The sequence below is a fragment of the Brevibacterium sp. H602 genome, from assembly GCF_051172395.1.
Lineage (GTDB): Bacteria > Actinomycetota > Actinomycetes > Actinomycetales > Brevibacteriaceae > Brevibacterium.
Genome location: NZ_JBPIZD010000007.1, coordinates 157,769 through 176,724, shown reverse-complemented (window position 1 = coordinate 176,724; position 18,956 = coordinate 157,769). Strand labels below are relative to the sequence as shown.

Below are 18,956 nucleotides of genomic sequence, written 5' to 3'. Positions count from 1 at the left end.
CCTCGCGCGAGGTTGCTGGGCCGCCGTCGGGTAGCAATTGGGAGGGTTAGGTGAGGAGGAGGGCTCCGCCTAAGGCGATGAGGGCGACGATGATCGTGACCAGGGCGGCCAAGGCGATCGGTCGGGCACCGAGGTTCTTCAGCGACCGCCACTGCACTCCGCGGCCGAGGGCGAACATCGCCATTGCCAAGCACACGGTCTGGATCCAGCTGAGTCCGGTGACGGCGAACTCCGGCAGCAGGCCGAAGGTGCGCAGAGCCGCCATGACGAGGAAGCCGACGACGAAGAGCGGAACGATCGGCGGACGCTTGCCGTGCGCCGGAGTCTGCTTCGTCGCAGTCGACACCGCCCCCGCGGCCGATGCACCCGACCCGTTGCTCTCTCCACCCGACCCCGCGGCTGCGGAGGTCTCGGCGGAACCGGCGGCCGCCTCGGTGCCGGTGTTCGTCAGTGCCTTGTCCTCGCTGCGGCGCACTGCATAGCTGAACACGGCGACGGTGGGGGCGAGCATGATGACACGGGCGAGTTTGACGAGGACGGCGATCTCGAGGGCCGCAGGGCCGATGATTCCGCCGATCGCTACGACCTGGGCGACCTCATGGGTGGCGGCACCTCCCCACATTCCTGCGGTCTCCGGGGACAGGCCCATGGCGGTCGAGAGTCCGGGCACGATTGCGATCATCAGGGTGCCGAAGAGGACGACGAGGCCGATCGCGGCGGCCACATCCTCCTTCTTCGACTTCAGGGTCGACTCGACTCCGGCGACGGCGGCGGCACCGCAGATGCCGAATCCGCTGCCGATGAGCACGGCCAGGGGGCGGTCGACCTTGAGCGGTCGGGCCAGTGCCAGGGCTGAGAGGATTCCGGCGGCGACGATGACGGCGGCGAGGAGAAGGACAAGCCAGCCGAGGTCGAGGATGTCGCCGAGCACAACCTGCGCGCCGAGGGCGACGATGCCCAGGCGCAGCAGCGGCTTTGCGGCGAAGTTGAGTCCGGGCATGAACGCCTCGGGCAGGTTGGGCACTAGATTGCCCAAAAGGATGCCGAGCACGATCGCCACGAGCAGCGGTGAGAGCACGGGGGCGAGCATGGAGATCGGCCACGCGACGGCCGTGGCCACAGCGGCGACGGCGAGTCCGGGTAAGAGGGAGACGAAGCGGTTCATGACTTCAGTCTGTCAACGCCTGCTCGGTCGCAGTAGACGGTGATTTCTTCGCAACCCATATGGATCTGATATGTCATGATGAGCATATGCACGATCTCGGGAATATGAAGAACTGGCCCGAGCTCCAGGCTCTGGGGCTGCTGGTGGCCCTCAGTGGCAACGCCAGGTCGATCGGCCAGGCCGCGGCGAGACTCGATCTCGCCCAGCCGAATGCCTCACGCAGTCTGCGCAACCTCGAACGCGATCTCAAGGTGCCGCTGCTGCGGCGCTCGCCGCGAGGAACCGAACTCACCGTCGAGGGCCGCGCCGTCGCCGAATGGGCGTCGAAAGTCATCGAAGCCTACGACACGCTCTACGCCGGGGCCCGCGCCATCCAAGACGCCCGCGCCGGAACCGTCAAGGTCAGCGCCTCGCTGACGGTCGCCGAATACCTCATGCCCCATCACCTCACGACCTTCCGCGCCGCGCATCCGAAGATCGACATCGGGCTGTCGGTGGAGAACTCTGCGACCGTCATCGACCGGGTGCGCCGGCAGACCTGCGACCTCGGGCTCATCGAGTCCGTGTCCCTGCCGCAGGATCTCAACGCCGAGGTGGTCGGCCGCGACCGACTCATGATCGCCTGTGCCCCGGACTTCGCCCACGCCTGGACGAAGCCGATCACCGCCGAGGAGCTGGCGCAGGTGCCGCTGTTGGTGCGTGAGATCGGGTCGGGCACGAGGGAGGTCATCGACGCGGCACTGGTCGGAGCGGGGGGAGTGCGCGTGGCGGGGGAGTACGGATCGAACTCCGCCCTGCGCATCGCCGCCGCCACATCCGTGGCTCCGGCCGTTCTGTCCGAACTCGCTCTGCGTGATGACTTCCGGGCGGGACGTCTGGTGCCGTTGCCGGTGGCCGACGACGTCGACCTCACCCGTGAACTCCACGCCGTATGGGCGCGGACCCGGCGACAGTCACCCGGGGCACGTCTGCTGCTTGAGCACATGGTCGACAACCTCGAGTGACGGAGCCCGATTGACGGAAGCCGAGTGACGGAAGTCGAGTGGTGGGGCTCGAGTGACGGAGCCCGAGGGGGCCGTAATCTGCGCGCTGTCTGAAGCCGTGGACACCGGGCGAACCCTTCAGAGTTGCGGAAAAGTGTCCGAAATATCGCTGTCGATTCCGTGTGATGCGGTGAGGCATATATTGGGGACATGACACAGCCTGAGCCAGCCTCCTCACCCGCCCGTCATCCTGAGTTCGCTCCGGACACCATCGTCGTCGAGACCGGACGACCTCAGCGCGTCGACGGCGCCTCGGTGAACCCGCCGATCGATCTGTCCTCGACCTTCGTGAGCGCGGGCGACATCTCGAATTCGCCCTATGCCTATGCCCGCTTCGACACTCCCGCATGGACGCCCTTCGAAGTGGCGCTCGGTCAGCTCGAGCATGCGAGCCTGCCCGGACTGGTCTTCGGCTCCGGTCTGGCGGCGATCTCGGCCGTGATCAGCCTCGTGCCCGCCGGAGGCACCCTGATCATCCCCACCCACAGCTACCAGGGAGCGCTCGCCTCAGCCGAGCAGATCGCCGGGCGGCAGAACTTCGACCTCGTCACCGTCGACATCGCCGACACCGAGGCGGTCATCGCCGCCCTCGATGAAGCGGGGCAGTCGACGTCGGGCCGGGTCCCAGCGGAGGGGGCGGCCGCCTCGGCGGGGGCCGCTGAGGGAAGGACCGCCTCGGCGACGGCGCCGGGAATGCTGTGGATCGAATCGCCGACGAACCCGATGCTCGAGGTCGCTGACGTGCCCGCCCTGACCGCGGCTGCCAAGGACCGCGGATTCCTCGTCTCCGTCGACAACACCTTCGCCACCCCGCTGCTGCAGACCCCGCTCGACCTGGGCGCCGATATCGTCGTGCACTCGGTGACGAAATACCTCGCGGGGCACTCCGACGTCGTCCTCGGTGCGGTCGTGACCAGCAGCACCGGACTGCGCGAAGAACTGCACACGGAACGTTCCATGCGCGGCGGAATCGCCGGTCCCTTCGAGGTCTGGCTGGCCCTGCGCGGACTGCGCACCCTGGCCGTGCGCCTCGACCGCGCGCAGGCCAACGCCCAGGCCATCGCCGAGCGTCTCGCCGCCCACCCGGCCGTCGTCGAAACCCGCTACCCGGGCCTGCCGAACGACCCCGGCCACGCCCGCGCGGCCGCGCAGATGAACGGTTTCGGCGCGATCATCTCCTTCACCGCAGAATCCGCGGACAAGGCCACCGCCATCGCCGAGGCGGTCCGACTGTGGACGCCGGCGACCTCCCTGGGCGGGGTGGAATCCCTCATCGAACGGCGCCGCCGACACCCGTCGGAACCGGTGACCGTGCCCGAGGGACTCATCCGATTGAGCGTCGGCATCGAGAACCTCGACGACTTGTGGGCTGACCTCGAGGCGGCCCTTGCCTGATGAGGCAGACGCCCGACTATGTGCTCGACCGGCCCAGCGCGGATGACCTCGACCAGTTCTTCTCCATCGACTCCGACCCGCGGGTCTGGACGCACCTGCCCAGCGGCCGTCTGACCGATGAGGAAGAGGCCGAAGCGATCCTTATTCGACTGGCCTCTCAGTGGGAACTCGACGGAATCGGACCGTGGATGGTCAGGCAGATTCCGGGCGGGAACATCCTCGGCCATTGCGGCTGCTCCCTGCGCGGAGTCTCCTGCCCCGGTGCCTCACGCAGCACACCCGGAGCGTTCTGGAACCTCGGATACCGGTTCCGGCCCGAAGCACAGGGGCGTGGCCTGGCGACAGCGGTCTCGCGGGAGGCGATGGAGGCCGCGGCAGGCATCGACCCCGAACTGCCGGTCGTGGCGTATCTGCTCGAGGCCAATACCGCCTCGGCAGAGGTCGCCCGCAGGCTCGGACTCGAACTCGTTCACCGCGCACCCGACGCCGGCAATCCCGACTCGACCGCCGTGAGACTGGTCTTCGCCGACCGGGAACTCACCGCCGCCCAGCTCGACGCCACCTTGGCCTGAGCACCGCGCATTCCGCCGAGAAACGGGCTGCGTGTCGAGACACGGGTGTGGGCGGGCGCTTCTCGACGCTTGTCCCGTTTTTCGACGACGGTCGAAGCAGCGCGGACGTGTGACGCAGATCAACTTAACGTACGTTAAAGTGACGGTAGACGCTTCCGCCGGCCCGAGCGCGGACGGAAGCAGAAGCCCCGAAAGCTACCCGGATCATCGGATTCGTACGAAGGAGTCGCATTGTCCACCAGCGTCCTCACCGAAGTCAGCGGTGATGTCACGACCGTGACCATCAACCGTCCGGAGAGCCTCAACGCGCTCAACGAGGAGACATTCCAGGCCATCGGCACCGCGTTCACCGAGGCGGCCGCGAACTCCCGTGCCATCATCCTCACCGGCAGCGAACGGTCCTTCAGCTCTGGAGCTGATCTCCAAGGAGGAGTGGCGAAGCGCGAAGGCATCGACCTCGCCGGAGCGAATAAGATCATCGCTGCGATCCTCGACCTGCCCATCCCCACGATCGCGGCGGTGTCCGGGCCGGCAGCCGGCATCGGCTGCTCCCTCGCCCTGGCCTGCGACTATCTGGTGATGAGCGAGAAGTCCTATCTCATGCTTCCCTTCACGAAGATCGGGCTCATGCCCGACGGAGGCTCGACCGCCCTGGTCGCCGCCTCGGCCGGACGTCACCGGACACTGCGCCTGGCGCTGACGGGAGAGAAGCTGCAGGCTGCTGACGCCCTCGACTGGGGACTGGCGAGCGAGGTCGTCCCGGCGGGACGCCATCTGGAACGTGCCGGAGAAGTCGCCGCGGTCTTCGCGCAGGGCCCCACGCGCGCCCTGGCAGCGTCGAAGCGAGCGATCAACCGGGCCAGCCTGGCCGAAGTCGACGCGTCGTTCGCCCGCGAGGTCGAAGGCCAAGATGCGCTGCGTTCGAGCAAAGATTTCGCCGAGGGGGTCGCCGCCTTCCTCGACAAGAGAGCACCCGGCTTCACCGGGGAATGATGCGGGATGGCGCGGACGAACCGGTTCATGACTGCCGGACCGCCCAATGGTCCGTAACGGCCAGACCGCGGACCGGTTGATAACTGTTTGACCACGAATCGAGGCGTCTGCAACCGCGCCGCCTCCGCACCTGATGTGATGGTGACGACCGCCCACCACGAAACCGGCGATCACGATTCTTCTCCCGTCGCGGCCACAGCGACGAGGAGGGACCGGAGCAAGAACGAAGGAGTCTCATGCTGACAGGAATTCCGTCCACCCTGGGCGACAGCTACCAGCTCAACACCACCAGCCTCATCCGCCATGCAGCCACCGTCTTCGGTGATGCCGAGGTCGTCTACCGTCGTTCGGACGGCTCTTGGGGCCGGTCGAACTACGCCGACGAGTTCAAGCGCATGGCGCAGCTCGCCCACGGACTCGCCGACCTCGGCGTCGGCGCCGGATCCATGGTCGGAGTCCTCGACTGGAACTCCCGCCGCCACCTCGAGCTCTACTTCGCCGTGCCCGGTGTGGCCGCGACCATGCTCCAGCTCAACCTGCGCCTGGCTCCCGAGGACCTCGCCTACGTCGTCAGCCACTCGAAGTCGGACTGGATCTTCGTCGACGAATCGCTGCTGGCCGTGGCCGAATCGCTGGCTCCGAAGCTCGATGTCAAGGGCTGGGTCGTCATGACCGACAAGCCGAGCGCCGAGATCGAGACGAGCCTGACCAATGTCGTCTCCTACGAAGACCTCATCGCGGAGAAGTCCGAGACCTACGACTGGCCCGTCGTCGATGAGAAGACCGCCGCCTACGCCGGGTACACCACCGGCACCACCGGCCGCCCCAAGGGTGTGTACTACTCGCACCGGTCGATCTACCTGCACACGATGGGCGGTCTGGCCGCACTCCACGCGAACTTCGACGACTGCGTCATGCCCATCACCCCGATGTTCCATGTTCTGTCGTGGGGCTTCCCGCAGAATGCTGTGGCCGCCGGCGCCAAGCTCGTCCTGCCGGGCAAGTTCGCCGCCGAGGAGTTCGGTGCCATCGCGCAGGCCTTCGTCGAGGAGAAGGTCACTCTGGCCAACGGCGCCCCCGCCATCTTCGGGCCGATGCTGCAGATGATGAAGAAGATGCCTCAGGCTCCGGATCTCAGCGGTGTCCGTCTCGTCTCCGGATCGTCCGAGCCGCCGCTGTCGATGATGCGCGGGTTCAAGGAGGTCACCGGGGCCGACGTCATCCACGGCTACGGGGCGACCGAAACCACCCCGCTGGCGTCGACGAACTGGAAGATCCGTCCCGGTCTCGACCTCGACGAGGAACAGAAGTGGGACCTCAAGCGCTCGCAGGGCCTGCCGATCATCGGTGTCGAAATGAAGACTGTCGATCCCGAGGGCAATGAGCTGCCACGCGACGGAAAGTCCATGGGCGAGCTCCTCATGCGCGGCCCGTGGATCACCGAGTCCTACTACCAGCTGCCCGACAATGCCGACAGGTTCCTCGACGGCTGGTGGCGTTCGGGCGACGTCGGCACCATCGACCAGTACGGCTACCTGAAGATCACCGACCGACTCAAGGACGTCATCAAGTCCGGAGGCGAGTGGATCTCGTCGATCGACATGGAGAACGCGATCCTCGACAATCCCGACGTCAGCGAGGCCGCCGTCATCGGCGTCCCCGATGAGAAGTGGGATGAGCGCCCGATCGCCTATGTGGTGGCCAATCCCGGCGCCGAGGTGACCCGTGAGTCGATCGTCGAAACGCTGAGTGCTCGTTTCGCCAAGTGGCAGATGCCTGACGAGGTCAAGGTCGTCGAGGAGATGCCGCGCACCTCGGTGGGCAAACTCGACAAGAAGCTGCTGCGCAAGAACTGGGAACAGTCCTGATCTCAGCTGGTTGAGCAAGGTAGGGACTGATCCGGGCAGGGATCGGTCAGTCCTGACCCGGGTCGAGACCGGTCGGTCCCTGGGCTCGAGCGGTCACAGCAGCAGCCAGCCGAGCACTCCGGCGCCGATCACCGTCGCCCACGCCGGGGCCTTCCACATGGTCCCGGCGACGAAGGCGGCGACGGCCAGCGCCAGGGTCGCCGGTGAGGTGATCCCCTCGACGAACACTGGATCGTAGAGCGCGGCCCCCAGCAGCCCCACGACGGCGGCATTGACTCCGGTCAGTGCCGCCGTCGCCGGTTCCCAAGCACGCAGCCGCTCCCAGAACGGCAGGATCCCGACGACCAGCAGACCCGCCGGAAGGAAGATCGCCAGCAGGGCGATGCCGGCACCGAGGATGCCGGCCGGTCCCGTTGTCATCGACGCTCCGAGGAACGCCGCGAAGGTGAATAGGGGACCGGGGACTGCCTGTGCGGCACCGTAGCCGGCGAGGAACGTGTCGTGGTCGACCAGCCCGGTGGGCACGAGTTCGGCCTCGAGCAGGGGCAGGACGACATGACCTCCGCCGAAGACCAGGGCCCCTGCCCGATAGAAGATATCGATGAGGCGAATGGTCGCATCCCCGGTCGCCGCGGTGAGTGCGGGCAGTCCGAGGAGCAGAGCGGCGAAGGCGATGAGGGAGGCGATGCCCAGCCGTCTGGCGCCGCGGGAGCCGACCTTACTCCCGGGGGATTCCTTCTCTTTCCGACTTTTGTCGGGCCGTTTCAGCCACACGAGGCCGAGGACTCCACCGAGGACGATCGCAGCGATCTGGACGAGCGCCGTCGGCACCATCGAATTCGGGATGACGAGCATGAGGATGAGGGCGGCAGCGGCGATGCTCGCCCGGCGGGCATCCGGGGTCAGCGTTTTCGCCATCGACTGCACGGCACCGGCGACGACAGCCACCGCGGCGGCCTTGAGTCCGAGCAGCCACCCGGCATCGCCGAGGTCACCGAAGGCCGAGAGCCCCAACGCGAAGAGGGTGAGCAGAATCGCCGACGGCAGAGTGAAGCTCACCCACGCGGCCGCGAGCCCGGGCAGGCCCGCACGGCGCAGCCCGAGTCCCATGCCGACCTGGCTCGACGCAGGGCCGGGCAGCATCTGGCACAGGGCCACGAGGTCGGCGTATTCGCGGTCGTCGAGCCAGGAACGGCGGCCGACGAAGGTCTCGCGGAAATACCCGAGGTGGGCGACGGGGCCGCCGAACGACGTCAGGCCGAGGCGCAGGAACGATCCGGCCACCTCGGCGAGGGGTGCCGCACCAGGCTGATGTGTGGCCGCCGCATCACTGTTCATCGGTCCTCCGCTTCGCTTAAGTGAACACCTCAGTGAACACGGATCAGGTGACGCCGAGGTGAACGGGGCAGCTGCCGGCAGCGCGAACAGACCCGCCGCGCCGGGCGAACGGGCAGCGAAGGTGAACTCTCAGGGATGGTGGAGGAGGTAGGTGCCGCCCTTGAGGCAGGTGTCGACGACCCAGCCGTCGCCGACGAGGCCGGTCAGCGCCGTGCGCAGCGCCAGTCGCCAGCGGCTGGCGAGATCGGCATCCTGGCCGCGCAGATCCTCGATATCGGAGGGGAAATCCAGCGAGACGAACTCGGTCTCCTTCGGCACCTCGCTCAGCAGCGGTTCGCCGTCGTCATCGGCGCGCAGGCAGGGGAAGGCCGATCCGGGGTCGACGACCGAGGCCCGTGCCGGACGGTCGAGCGGCCAGGACACCATCATCCGGTCGCTGGCCTGGCCGGAGTTCACTCCGTCGCGCATCTGCCCGTAGAAATCCTCGAGGTATTCGACCATGCCGACACCCAGACGCTGGAAGTTGAAGTACGCATTGCGGGCGATGAGCGGGTCGAAAGTCCAGGTCATCTCGGTGATGCCGAGGTTGAGGCACCACAGACGCTGGTGCAGCTTCATCGCGGATCCGGCACCGCGGCCGATGATCTGATGGCGGACTCCGGCGATGTGCGAATGCATGACCGAACCCAAAGGCTGACCGAAGAAGCCGATGGTCACACCGATCATCTCGTCGGGTTCGTCGACGCTGTACGCAGCGGAGACATAGTTGCCGGCGTGGGCGAAGGCGATGATGAGACTGGGTTCGAACACGTTCGTGCCGGTCTCGTCGACGTTCCAGACTTCGTCGAGCAGCAGTGAGGCCTTGGCCGCCTCGTCGGCGGTGTGGATCTCGCGCACCTCGATGCGCGCGGTTTCCGCCGCGGCGGCGTATTCGTCCTCCGCCAGGGCGATGATCTCCGAGTCCACTGTTCTCAGTTCTGGGTTCGCGCTCATGGTGACATTGTGCCACCAGGTCGTGGCCCGGGCGGGAAGCGCACGGCAACGATTCGACTACGGTCAACGCGTCGATGCCGGCCGGCGCATGCTTGGGTGAATGCCCTGGCACATCCCAGTGAACTTCGCCGCCCGAGCAGGTGGGGCAGGTATAGCCTGGTCGCATGAGCTCAACAGTCGCCGTCATCGGCGCCGGAACCATCGGCCGATCGTTCGCCTTCCTCTTCGCCCGCAGCGGGTACACGGTGCGGGTCTTCGACCCGCGTCGCGACCTCGCCGAGGTGGTCGCGGGACTGCAGGCGGACGTCACCGCCGATGCCTCCGCCAGAGATGAGCTGGCCTCGCAGGTCGGCACCGTTGAACTCGCCGAATCCGTCGAGGCTGCGGTGGCAGGTGTCGTCTTCGTCCAGGAATCCGGTCCTGAGGACCCCGAATCGAAGCCGGTGCTGTTCTCTCAGATCGCCGAGGCGGCTCCGGCCGGAGCCGTGTTCGCCACGTCATCGTCGACGATCCCGGCCTCAATGATCGCGGCCGCACTGCCGGAGTCCGCGGCAGCTCGCGTCATCGTCGGCCACCCGTTCAATCCGCCGCACCTCATGCCGCTCGTCGAGGTCGTGCCGTCGCCGCAGACCTCCCAGGAGACCGTGGAGGCCGCGGTCGAGTTCTACCGCAGCTGCGGGCGCGAACCGGTGGTGCTCGGGCGTGAGATCCGCGGATTCGTCGGCAACCGGCTCCAGAACGCGCTGATGAAGGAGGCGATCTCGCTCGTGCAGAACGGAGTCGTCACCGCCGAGGGACTCGACACCGTGATGAAGAATTCGCTGGGTCTGCGCTGGTCGGCCATCGGTCAGTTCGAAGGCATGCACTTCGGCGGGGGAGAGGCCGGGATCCGCGGGTTCATGGACCATATCGGCCCGGCCTTCGCCGCCATCGAGGATCTGCCCGTCGACGTCGACCCCGCAGGCATGGAAGACGTCTTCGAGCAGGTCGAAGAAGCCTATGGCCCGACGCCGACTCCACAGGCCGCGGCCGTCCGCGATCGGATCCAGAAGGCGGTGCTCGACGCCCGCGGTCAGGGGCGCTGAGGCCGGGGCTCAGACCGCTGCTTGGTAGAAGTACGTGGTGCGTTCGGCGATGAGGCCCTCGGTGTCGAAGAGGAAGAAGTCCGCGAAGCCCACCGAGGTCTCAGAGCCGTCCTTGAGGCGGCCGCTGAAGACGCCGCGACTGGATGCGCGATCACCGTCGACGAGGATCTCCTGCAGCGAATGCGCACCGGATTCGATGACGCGTTCGCCGTGGTAGAAGTCGGTGATCTGCTGGCCGACCATCGTCGGATAGCCCGGCCGATCATAGCTGGCATCGGCGGCGAACAGCGCCGAGGTGGCGTCCGCGTCTCCGGCATCGACGGTGGTGTAGTAGCGCTTCACGAGTTCAGTCACACTGGCCATAGCACCACCGTAACAGTGACTCAAGCCATAGTCGGGACCGGCCGTCGGCCCCACACCGGCCCGTGAGTCTCCCTTCGTCACCGACGGCGACCTCATTTCGCATATCTGCCTCACATCGGGTTAGTATCGACCTACTAATGATAACGAGTCTCACTAACTAGAGAGTGCGAATGATGAAACGACACCACACGATGCTCGGATCTGCGGTGGTCGCCTCGGCGCTGCTGCTCACCGGCTGCCAAGCCGGCGACGACGCCACCGACTACGACGCGGGCAGTGCGGACAAGAAGACCGCAGGCACCGCAGACGACAAGGACGACACAGGGCACGCCCAGGAGCTCGCCGCCGCCCAGCCGCGGATCGTGACCACCTACGACGGAGGGATCCTCACCCTCGACGCGACGACGCTCGAGGTCATCGACGACACGAAGATTGAGGGCTTCAACCGCCTCAACCCCGTCGGCGACGGCCGCCACCTCATGGTCTCCGTCGCCGAAGGCTTCCGCCTCTTCGACGCCGGAGTCTGGACCCAGCCGCACGGCGACCACACCCACAGCTATGCGGCCGACCCGCAGCTCACCGACACCGTCTTCGACACCGAACTGCCCGGACACGTCGTCAACCACGGCGAGACCAACGTGCTCTTCGGCGACGGCGACGGCAAGATCCAGACCTTCGACACCGAAGACTTCTCCGACGGTGCCCCGAAGCCCCAGGTCGCCGAGGCCGATGAACCCCACCACGGTGTCGCCGTGAAACTCGCCGACGGGTCGATGCTGCACACCGTCGGAACCGAGGACGAACGCTCGGGTGCGAAGGTCGTCGACAGCTCCGGCAAAGAGATCGCGAGCAGCGACGAATGCCCCGGAGTCCACGGCGAAGCCGCTGCGAAGGACGAGGTCATCGCGCTCGGCTGCGAGGACGGAATCCTGCTGTACAAAGAAGGGAAGTTCGAGAAGATCGACGCTCCCGACTCCTTCGGTCGCATCGGCAACCAGTCCGGAAGCGACGAATCGCAGTACATCCTCGGCGATTACAAAGTCGACGACGATGCCGAACTCGAACGTCCCGAACGGGTGAGCGTCACGGATACGAAGACCGGCAGGCTCTCGCTCGTCGACCTCGGTGCCTCCTACAGCTTCCGGTCACTGGGCCGCGGACCCGACGGGGAGGGCGTCGTCCTGACCACGGACGGAAAGCTGAAGATCATCGACCCCGCGACCGCCTCGGTGACGGAGGAGTACCCGGTCATCGACGAATGGGAAGAGCCCGCCGAATGGCAGAAGGCCCGCCCGACGCTCTTCGTCCAGGGCGAGGTCGCCTATGTCAGCGATCCGGCGGAGAAGACGATCCACATCGTCGACCTCGAATCCGGTGAGGTGATGGCCGAGAAATCGCTGCCGCACGCACCGAACGAACTCACCGGCGTCACCGGCTGAGGGATCGGGACGAACCCGACCGGCGGACCAGGCCCGACCGGCGGAACGGCCTCGACGGACTCGGCCGGCGGCGTTGCTGAGCGCACCGCCGGTCGGGTCGGCCGCCTCGGTGATGGCTGGGAATCTGCTCAGGAGGTGAGACCACCGTTGCCGACGCCGGGGTTCCGCCATAGCGTGGGGGATGGACCTGCGATCACACCATCGGTGATCGCCTCAACCCCGTCGAAGTGAAAGAGGACAGCCATGACCACCATGTATCGCGTCACCGACCCGGCGACCGGCCAGGTCGCCGAAGAATTCCCCACCGCCACCGATGCCGAGATCCTCGCCGCCCTCGATCGTTCGGCGACGACATTCGACGAGTGGAGCCGGACCACGGTAGCCGAGCGCGCCGCACTGCTGACCCGCGTGTCCGAGATCTACGCCGAACGCGCCGAAGAGCTCGCCGAAGTCATCAAGCTCGAAATGGGCAAATCCGTGCCCGAAGGCAAGGGCGAAGTCCAGCTGTGCTCGATGATCTACAAGTACTTCGCTGACAACGCCGAAGCCTTCATGGCCGACGAACCACTGCGCGGACCCAAGGACGCCACCGCCATGATCCGCCGCAAGCCCGTCGGCTCGCTGCTGGGCATCATGCCGTGGAACTTCCCCTACTACCAGGTCGCCCGCTTCGCCGCCCCGAACCTGGCCCTGGGCAACACCATCCTGCTCAAGCACGCCCCGCAGTGCCCCCGCTCGGCACAGATCATGGAAGAGATCTTCATCGAGGCAGGCCTGCCCGAAGGCGCGTACATCAACATCTACGCCAGCAACGAGCAGGTCGCCGACATCATCCTGCCCGACCCGCGCAACCACGGAGTGTCCCTGACCGGTTCCGAACGCGCCGGTGCCGCCGTCGCTGCCGAGGCCGGAAAGAACCTCAAGAAGGTCGTACTCGAACTCGGCGGATCCGACCCCTATATTCTGCTCGACACGGACGACGTCCAGAAGTCCGCGAAGACGTTCTTCGACACCCGCATGGGCAACACCGGCCAGGCCTGCAACTCGCCCAAGCGGATGATCGTCATGGACGACATCTATGACGACTTCGTTTCCTCCATCACCGAGGCGGCCGCGAAGGTCACCCCGGTGACGCCGGGTGAGGAAGGCTCTCGCCTGTCCCCGCTGTCGTCGGTGGCCGCCGCCGACCGATTCGTCGAGCAGGTCCAGGACACCGTCAGCCAGGGTGCGACCCTGCTCGCCGGCGGCAAGAAATACGACGGCGGCGGCGCCTATGTCGAACCCGTCGTCCTCACCGATGTGCAGAAGGGCATGCGCGGATACTACGAAGAGCTCTTCGGCCCCGCCGTCATCGTCTACAAGGTCAGCAGCGAAGAGGAGGCCGTCGAACTCGCCAACGACACCCCGTTCGGACTGGGGGCCGCCGTGTTCTCGACCGATATCGCCCGTGCCGAACGCGTCGGAGACCAGATCGATTCCGGAATGGTCTTCCTCAACGCTCCCGAAGGAAGCCGCGAATACCTGCCCTTCGGCGGAGTCAAGCGCTCCGGCGTCGGCCGGGAACTCGGGCCGCTGGCGATGGACGAATTCGTCAACAAGCAGCTCGTGTACAAACAGGACTGACCGATACGATCGGAGCCTGAGGATTCGAACGCCGATCGTGACCGGGTTGTGATCGCGATCAGGGCGCTGTCTCTTACAGGGACAGCGCCCTGATTGTATGCTGAGACCACGCACAGCCAATTCTCATAATTCTCAGCGGGAGGTCTTCCCATGTCGGCACCGAAGCCGTCGACCCAGGTCAACGCCGCAGCCTCAAAAGGGATCATGCGGCCGGTCAACCGATTCCTCGAACAGTGGATTCCCTCGGCCCTGACCTTCGCTATCGTCCTCACCCTCATCGTCGCCGTCCTTGCGTTCATCTTCACCGACGCCGGACCGACGGACGTCGTCACCGGCTGGGGTGAGGGACTGGCCGGTCTGCTCGAGTTCATGACGCAGATGTGCCTGATCCTCCTGCTCGGGCACATCCTCGCCAACACCGGACCCGTGCGGAGGCTGCTGACCTGGCTCGCTCGCGTTCCCGGCAACGCCACCTTCGCCTATGTCTTCGTCTTCGTCGTCGCCGCGCTCGCCAGCCTCATCACCTGGGGCCTCGGTCTCGTCGTCGGCGCCCTGCTCGCCCGTGAGATCGCCGTGCAGTCACGCGAACGCGGCATCAAGGTCCACTTCCCGCTGCTCGTCGCCGCCGGCTACTCCGGATTCGTCGTCTGGCATATGGGCTATTCGGGATCGGGTCCGCTGACCGCGGCCACACCGGACTCCTTCCTCTCCGAATCGCTCGGCGGACAGACGATCCCGGTGTCGGAGACGATCTTCGCCGGCTGGAACCTGCTGGCGATCGCCGGAGTCATCATCGTCTGTGCTCTCCTCTTCTTCCTTGTCGCACCCAAGGCCGGCGCCACCGTCTACGAACTCCCCGCCTCGGTGAGCTCGGAGAAGCAGTCCGAGGTTGATGAAGAAGTCGTCACCCCCGCCGACCGCATCGACGCCTCACGAGTGCTCACCCTCATCGTCGGTCTCGCTCTTGTCGCCTACCTCATCATCCACTTCGCCCAGGGCGGGGGACTGACCCTCGACATCGTCAACTGGTCGTTCCTCGCGCTCATCCTCCTGCTTGTGCGCAACCCGTTCGAGCTCATCCACCTGACGAAGGAGGCGGCGTCGAACGTCGGCGAGATCCTCCTGCAGTTCCCGCTCTACGCCGGAATCCTCGGCATCATGTCGAGCACCGGACTCATCGCCGTGTTCTCCGATGCCTTCGTCTCGATCTCGAACACCACGACCTTCGGTGTCCTCGCCCTGCTCTCGGCCGGACTCGTCAACTTCTTCGTCCCTTCCGGCGGAGGCCAGTTCGCCGTGCAGGGGCCGATCATGCTCGACGCGGCCAATCAGCTCGGCGTCGATCCGTCGATCGCGATCATGGCCGTGTCCTACGGCGACCAGTGGACGAACATGCTCCAGCCCTTCTGGGCGCTGCCGGTGCTCGCGATCGCCGGACTGAAGATGCGCGACATCCTCGGCTACACCGTCATCACGTTCCTCGGCTCCGGGGTGGTGATGGCTGCCGCGCTGCTCTTCGTCTCCCTGTGAAACCCGGTGATCCTTCTCACTGAGGTGGGCGGAAAGGAATCGTCGATACGACGGCCGGGAGATACCCCCTCGGCGAGGGTGAGTCGCTGATCTGAAGATTCGCTTGGCATAACAGGATAAGTGACCCTAAGTGTCTATGTGGTAACCTCCGTTGTTGGCCGTCCCCGGGGAGCCGGGGATCGGCGAGGACGGAATCTCATTCAGCAACAGCCGTTGATCATGCTCGGTTGAGCACCCTGTTCGACCGGGTCCGATGCCACGACGCAGCAGCGTCCGGATAAGGAGCACAATCATGTCAGCATCAGTCGACACCCCGCCGGGTGAACCGAAGGGAGAAGCGAAGGCCGAGGTGAAGCCGTCGCTGCCACCCGTGAATAAGCGGGTGTTCATCGCGACGGCCCTGGTGGCAATCGCCATCACCGCATGGGCCCTCATCTCACCGACCAACGCCGAGGCGGTCCTCGGTGCCGTCGTCGGCTGGACCTCCGATTGGTTCGGTTGGTTCTACGTCCTCCTCGTCCTCGCCGTCCTCGTCTTCGTCATCTACCTGGCGGCTTCCCGCTACGGCAATACGAAGCTCGGCCCCGAACACTCGAAACCCGAATTCGGGCTCGTCGCCTGGGCGTCGATGCTCTTCGCCGCCGGCATCAGCACCGATCTCATGTTCTTCGCCGTGGCCGAACCGGTCACGATGTACCTCACCCCGCCGAGCACCGAGGCCGAAACGGTCGACGCCGCTCGCGAATCCACCGTGTGGGCGCTCTTCCACTACGGTTTGAGCGGCTGGGGACTCTACGCCCTGATGGGCATGGCCCTGGCCTACTTCGCCTACCGGATGAACATGCCGCTGGCGATCCGTTCGGCGCTGGCCCCGATCTTCGGCAAACGCGTCCACGGTGTTCTGGGCGAGACGGTCGACTTCGCCGCCCTGCTCGGCACGATCTTCGGTGTGGCCACCTCGTTGGGCATCGGCGTCGTCATGGTCAACGTCGGCCTCAACACGGTTCTCGGGATCCCGATCGGCACCGCCACTCAGGTCGGCATCGTCGTCGTCGGAGTCGGTGTCGCCACGCTCTCGGCAGTCTCCGGTGTCGACAAGGGAATCAAGTTCCTCTCCATCCTCAACGTCGTCCTCGCGATCGCTTTGAGCCTGTGGGTGCTCGTGGCCGGAAACACAAAGTTCCTGCTCAACGCCCTCGTCCTCAACGTCACCGACTTCGTTCGACTGTTCCCGAACATGGCCGGGCAGACCTTCGCCTTCGAAGACACCGGGACCTGGATGACCGACTGGACCCTGTTCTTCTGGGCCTGGTGGATCGCCTTCGCCTCGTTCGTCGGCCTCTTCCTCGCCCGCATCTCTCGCGGACGCACCATCCGCCAGTTCGTGCTGGGCACCCTGACGATCCCGTTCATCTACATCTTCATGTGGATCTCGATCTACGGAAACTCGGCGCTGGACATCATCCGCAGCGGTGACAAGAAGTTCGGTGAGGCGGTGATGGCCAGCCCCGAAGGCGGCTTCTACGACCTGCTCTCCCGCTACCCGGCGTTCGCCTTCATCGCCGGTCTGGCTACGCTCACCGCACTGCTGTTCTACGTCACCACCGCGGACTCCGCTGCCCTGGTCATGGCGAATCTGTCGTCGAACCTGCGCAACCCCTCCGAGGACGGCCGCGGCGGACTGCGCATCTTCTGGGCGCTGTTGACCGGCGCCCTGACGGTGGCGATGCTGCTCGTCGGGGGAATCGGCGCGCTGCAGAACGCGACGGTGATCATGGGCCTGCCCTTCGCCTTCGTCGTCATCCTCGTCATGATCGGTCTGTACAAGGCATTGCGAGTCGAGGCGAACCGCGTCGACAGCGTCGATACGACCCTGCCCGGCTCGCTGGCTCGTCGCTCTCGGGGCCCCGGTCACGAGACCTGGCAGCGGCAGCTCGGACGGGTGCTGTCCTTCCCGAACCAGGCACGCGCGAAGGAATTCGAGCAGAAGGTCCTCATCCCCACCCTCAACGAGGTGGCTGAAGAGATGGAAGGCCGCGGAATCTCGTCGCGGTGCGGTCGCGTTGATTCCGAAGGCGTGTTCGTCGACGACGGCGAACTCTTCCAGTTCGAGGTCGACGGAGACGGGGAGTATCCGTTCCGCTATCAGGTGTGGCCGCACAAGGTCAGCGTGCCGTCATTCGGTGGAATGGTCCCACGCGGAACCGGCGAGGACTACTACCGGATGGAGGTCTACCTCGACGGCGGCACCGGTCAGGGCTACGACATCATGGGCTTCTCGAAGGAGCAGATCATCGATGACGTGCTCGACCAGTACCAGCGCCACGTCGAATTCCTCCAACTGCAGGAGAACATCATCCACGGCGATGACTGAATCGCGATGTCCGGATGACTGAAACCGGCGGGTGAGAGCAGCGCCCGGGATCTCTGGCCTGACGGCCGGCGGTCCCGGGCGTCGTCGTTTCACTCACCGAGGATGCGTCGATCGCCGGCGCCGAGGCCGGCGGACGCTGCGTGGTGGGCTCGGGGGCGGCCAGGCGATCACCCCGCCATCACGGTGCGCAGGGTGCGGGCGACGGACAGGGCCGGGAGCCCGCTGGTGTCAGAGTTCTCCGGGCTCGGCGTCGATCGGATGTCGAAGGCGAATTCCCCTGCGGCCCCGGACGCCCGGATTCGGTGGGCGGACTGGGTCTGCCCGGCGATCGCCTGGAGCACGACCCGCACCCTCTCCAAAGAGTCACCGAGCAAGTCGGCATCGGTGCGTTCAGGCCCAGTGTCGGTCGACGCCGCTCTGACTCCTGAGTCTGAGGCCGATGGAACAGAACTCAGTCCGCGGGTGGCCCAAGCGAGGGCGACGGCGATGTTGACGTTGGCGGGGAACTTCTCGATCGCCTCGGCGGGATTGCCCTCAAACACCGTCAGAGGGCCGTCCTCGGGGCGGAGACCGCGCAGACGCTCGGCTTCGTTCTCGGACATCCACGGTCGGATGAGTCCGCTCGCCTCCTTCGCAGTGGTGATTTCGACGCTGTCGAGGCCATCGGACTGAGCCGCCGCCTCGAGCACATCGACTCCGCCGATCGCCCCATTGGTCACATGCAGGTGGCCGGGTCCGCCGAGCAGACCCGCGCGGGTGTCGGGACCGGCCATGGCTCCGACACTGGTGAGCACGAGAGGGCGACCGGCCGCGATGACGGCGGGGCCGAATCGGGCAGCAGCGGGAACCCCAGCGCATTCGACGATGACATCGAAGCGGTCGAACATCCTCGGCCACGGTGATTGCGTCGACGACGGAACAGGCAACGACGGGGCCGGTTCGTGAACCGGGGTGGTGAGCGTGGGGAGGTCGACCACCTCGGCGCCGTGATTCGGGCGACCTCTGTGCTTGGTCCGATCCGAGACCAGGGCGGTCAGGTTGAACGCCCCGGCTTCGAGCTCGGGAGAGAGCAGCCGAGCGACGTGGCGGCCGATGGCACCGAAGCCGAGGAGGAGCACTGAAGGCATGGCCGCACCCTATCGGAGACGGCTGACACTAGGCTCACAACGGTGAGA

General features: G+C 66.1%; 15 protein-coding genes. 10 read left to right on the top strand and 5 right to left on the bottom strand.

Annotation, left to right across the window (positions count from 1 at the left end):
- Positions 1-46: 46 nt before the first annotated feature.
- Positions 47-1,165 (bottom strand): YeiH family protein, encoded by a 1,119-nt coding sequence (locus ACSBQT_RS07465; protein ID WP_435001326.1) that lies wholly within the window; start codon positions 1,163-1,165, stop codon positions 47-49.
- 86 nt (positions 1,166-1,251) lie between these two features.
- On the opposite strand from ACSBQT_RS07465, the gene ACSBQT_RS07460 reads away from it, so the two are divergent.
- From ACSBQT_RS07460 to ACSBQT_RS07440, 5 genes are all read left to right on the top strand, one after another.
- Positions 1,252-2,169, top strand: coding sequence for a LysR family transcriptional regulator (locus ACSBQT_RS07460; RefSeq protein ID WP_410708696.1), 918 nt, complete (start codon positions 1,252-1,254; stop codon positions 2,167-2,169).
- A 189-nt stretch (positions 2,170-2,358) separates the two neighbouring features.
- Positions 2,359-3,603 carry a trans-sulfuration enzyme family protein gene (locus ACSBQT_RS07455; RefSeq protein WP_435001324.1) on the top strand — a complete coding sequence of 415 codons (1,245 nt, stop codon included), beginning with the start codon at positions 2,359-2,361 and terminating at the stop codon, positions 3,601-3,603.
- The gene (locus ACSBQT_RS07450; protein WP_435001323.1) at positions 3,603-4,175 is read left to right on the top strand and encodes a GNAT family N-acetyltransferase; all 573 of its coding nucleotides are present in this window, start codon (positions 3,603-3,605) and stop codon (positions 4,173-4,175) included. Before ACSBQT_RS07455 ends, ACSBQT_RS07450 begins: the two co-directional genes overlap by 1 nt.
- 231 nt (positions 4,176-4,406) lie before the next feature.
- Positions 4,407-5,168, top strand: a complete 762-nt coding sequence (locus tag ACSBQT_RS07445) for an enoyl-CoA hydratase (RefSeq protein ID WP_435001321.1) — start codon at positions 4,407-4,409, stop codon at positions 5,166-5,168.
- Positions 5,169-5,404: 236 nt separating this feature from the next.
- Complete coding sequence (locus ACSBQT_RS07440) at positions 5,405-7,036, top strand: long-chain-fatty-acid--CoA ligase (protein ID WP_435001319.1); 1,632 nt, start codon at positions 5,405-5,407, stop codon at positions 7,034-7,036.
- Between the two features lie 93 nt (positions 7,037-7,129).
- Here the strand turns inward: ACSBQT_RS07440 and chrA are convergent, their stop codons facing one another.
- A complete protein-coding gene (gene chrA / locus ACSBQT_RS07435) occupies positions 7,130-8,374 on the bottom strand; it encodes a chromate efflux transporter (RefSeq protein ID WP_435001316.1) in 1,245 nt (414 codons plus the stop codon).
- Positions 8,375-8,503: 129 nt separating this feature from the next.
- On the bottom strand, positions 8,504-9,367 hold the full coding sequence (locus ACSBQT_RS07430; protein WP_139468195.1) for a hypothetical protein: 864 nt from the start codon (positions 9,365-9,367) through the stop codon (positions 8,504-8,506).
- Positions 9,368-9,531: 164 nt separating this feature from the next.
- Between ACSBQT_RS07430 and ACSBQT_RS07425 the strand changes: the two genes are divergently transcribed.
- Positions 9,532-10,452, top strand: a complete 921-nt coding sequence (locus ACSBQT_RS07425; protein WP_435001314.1) for a 3-hydroxyacyl-CoA dehydrogenase NAD-binding domain-containing protein — start codon at positions 9,532-9,534, stop codon at positions 10,450-10,452.
- 9 nt (positions 10,453-10,461) lie between these two features.
- Here the strand turns inward: ACSBQT_RS07425 and ACSBQT_RS07420 are convergent, their stop codons facing one another.
- A complete protein-coding gene (locus ACSBQT_RS07420) occupies positions 10,462-10,815 on the bottom strand; it encodes a nuclear transport factor 2 family protein (RefSeq protein ID WP_262778191.1) in 354 nt (117 codons plus the stop codon).
- A 170-nt stretch (positions 10,816-10,985) separates the two neighbouring features.
- Between ACSBQT_RS07420 and aztD the strand changes: the two genes are divergently transcribed.
- From aztD to betT, 4 genes are all read left to right on the top strand, one after another.
- Complete coding sequence (aztD, locus tag ACSBQT_RS07415; RefSeq protein ID WP_435001312.1) at positions 10,986-12,254, top strand: zinc metallochaperone AztD; 1,269 nt, start codon at positions 10,986-10,988, stop codon at positions 12,252-12,254.
- Positions 12,255-12,497: 243 nt separating this feature from the next.
- Entirely contained in the window at positions 12,498-13,877 is a 1,380-nt protein-coding gene (locus tag ACSBQT_RS07410) for an NAD-dependent succinate-semialdehyde dehydrogenase (RefSeq protein ID WP_435001309.1), read from the top strand.
- Positions 13,878-14,027: 150 nt separating this feature from the next.
- Positions 14,028-15,407, top strand: a complete 1,380-nt coding sequence (locus tag ACSBQT_RS07405; RefSeq protein ID WP_435001308.1) for a short-chain fatty acid transporter — start codon at positions 14,028-14,030, stop codon at positions 15,405-15,407.
- Between the two features lie 292 nt (positions 15,408-15,699).
- Positions 15,700-17,781 carry a choline BCCT transporter BetT gene (gene betT / locus ACSBQT_RS07400; RefSeq protein WP_435001307.1) on the top strand — a complete coding sequence of 694 codons (2,082 nt, stop codon included), beginning with the start codon at positions 15,700-15,702 and terminating at the stop codon, positions 17,779-17,781.
- Between the two features lie 167 nt (positions 17,782-17,948).
- Here betT and ACSBQT_RS07395 read toward each other — a convergent pair whose 3' ends face one another.
- Entirely contained in the window at positions 17,949-18,908 is a 960-nt protein-coding gene (locus ACSBQT_RS07395) for an aspartate dehydrogenase domain-containing protein (protein ID WP_410708674.1), read from the bottom strand.
- Positions 18,909-18,956 lie beyond the last annotated feature (48 nt).

Coding starts and splice junctions, on each gene's coding strand:
- ACSBQT_RS07465 (WP_435001326.1), bottom strand. CDS start 1,165: ATGAACCGCTTCGTCTCCCTCTTACCCGGACTCGCCGTCGCCGCTGTG.
- ACSBQT_RS07460 (WP_410708696.1), top strand. CDS start 1,252: ATGCACGATCTCGGGAATATGAAGAACTGGCCCGAGCTCCAGGCTCTG.
- ACSBQT_RS07455 (WP_435001324.1), top strand. CDS start 2,359: ATGACACAGCCTGAGCCAGCCTCCTCACCCGCCCGTCATCCTGAGTTC.
- ACSBQT_RS07450 (WP_435001323.1), top strand. CDS start 3,603: ATGAGGCAGACGCCCGACTATGTGCTCGACCGGCCCAGCGCGGATGAC.
- ACSBQT_RS07440 (WP_435001319.1), top strand. CDS start 5,405: ATGCTGACAGGAATTCCGTCCACCCTGGGCGACAGCTACCAGCTCAAC.
- chrA (WP_435001316.1), bottom strand. CDS start 8,374: ATGAACAGTGATGCGGCGGCCACACATCAGCCTGGTGCGGCACCCCTC.
- ACSBQT_RS07430 (WP_139468195.1), bottom strand. CDS start 9,367: ATGAGCGCGAACCCAGAACTGAGAACAGTGGACTCGGAGATCATCGCC.
- ACSBQT_RS07425 (WP_435001314.1), top strand. CDS start 9,532: ATGAGCTCAACAGTCGCCGTCATCGGCGCCGGAACCATCGGCCGATCG.
- ACSBQT_RS07420 (WP_262778191.1), bottom strand. CDS start 10,815: ATGGCCAGTGTGACTGAACTCGTGAAGCGCTACTACACCACCGTCGAT.
- aztD (WP_435001312.1), top strand. CDS start 10,986: ATGATGAAACGACACCACACGATGCTCGGATCTGCGGTGGTCGCCTCG.
- ACSBQT_RS07410 (WP_435001309.1), top strand. CDS start 12,498: ATGACCACCATGTATCGCGTCACCGACCCGGCGACCGGCCAGGTCGCC.
- ACSBQT_RS07405 (WP_435001308.1), top strand. CDS start 14,028: ATGTCGGCACCGAAGCCGTCGACCCAGGTCAACGCCGCAGCCTCAAAA.
- betT (WP_435001307.1), top strand. CDS start 15,700: ATGTCAGCATCAGTCGACACCCCGCCGGGTGAACCGAAGGGAGAAGCG.
- ACSBQT_RS07395 (WP_410708674.1), bottom strand. CDS start 18,908: ATGCCTTCAGTGCTCCTCCTCGGCTTCGGTGCCATCGGCCGCCACGTC.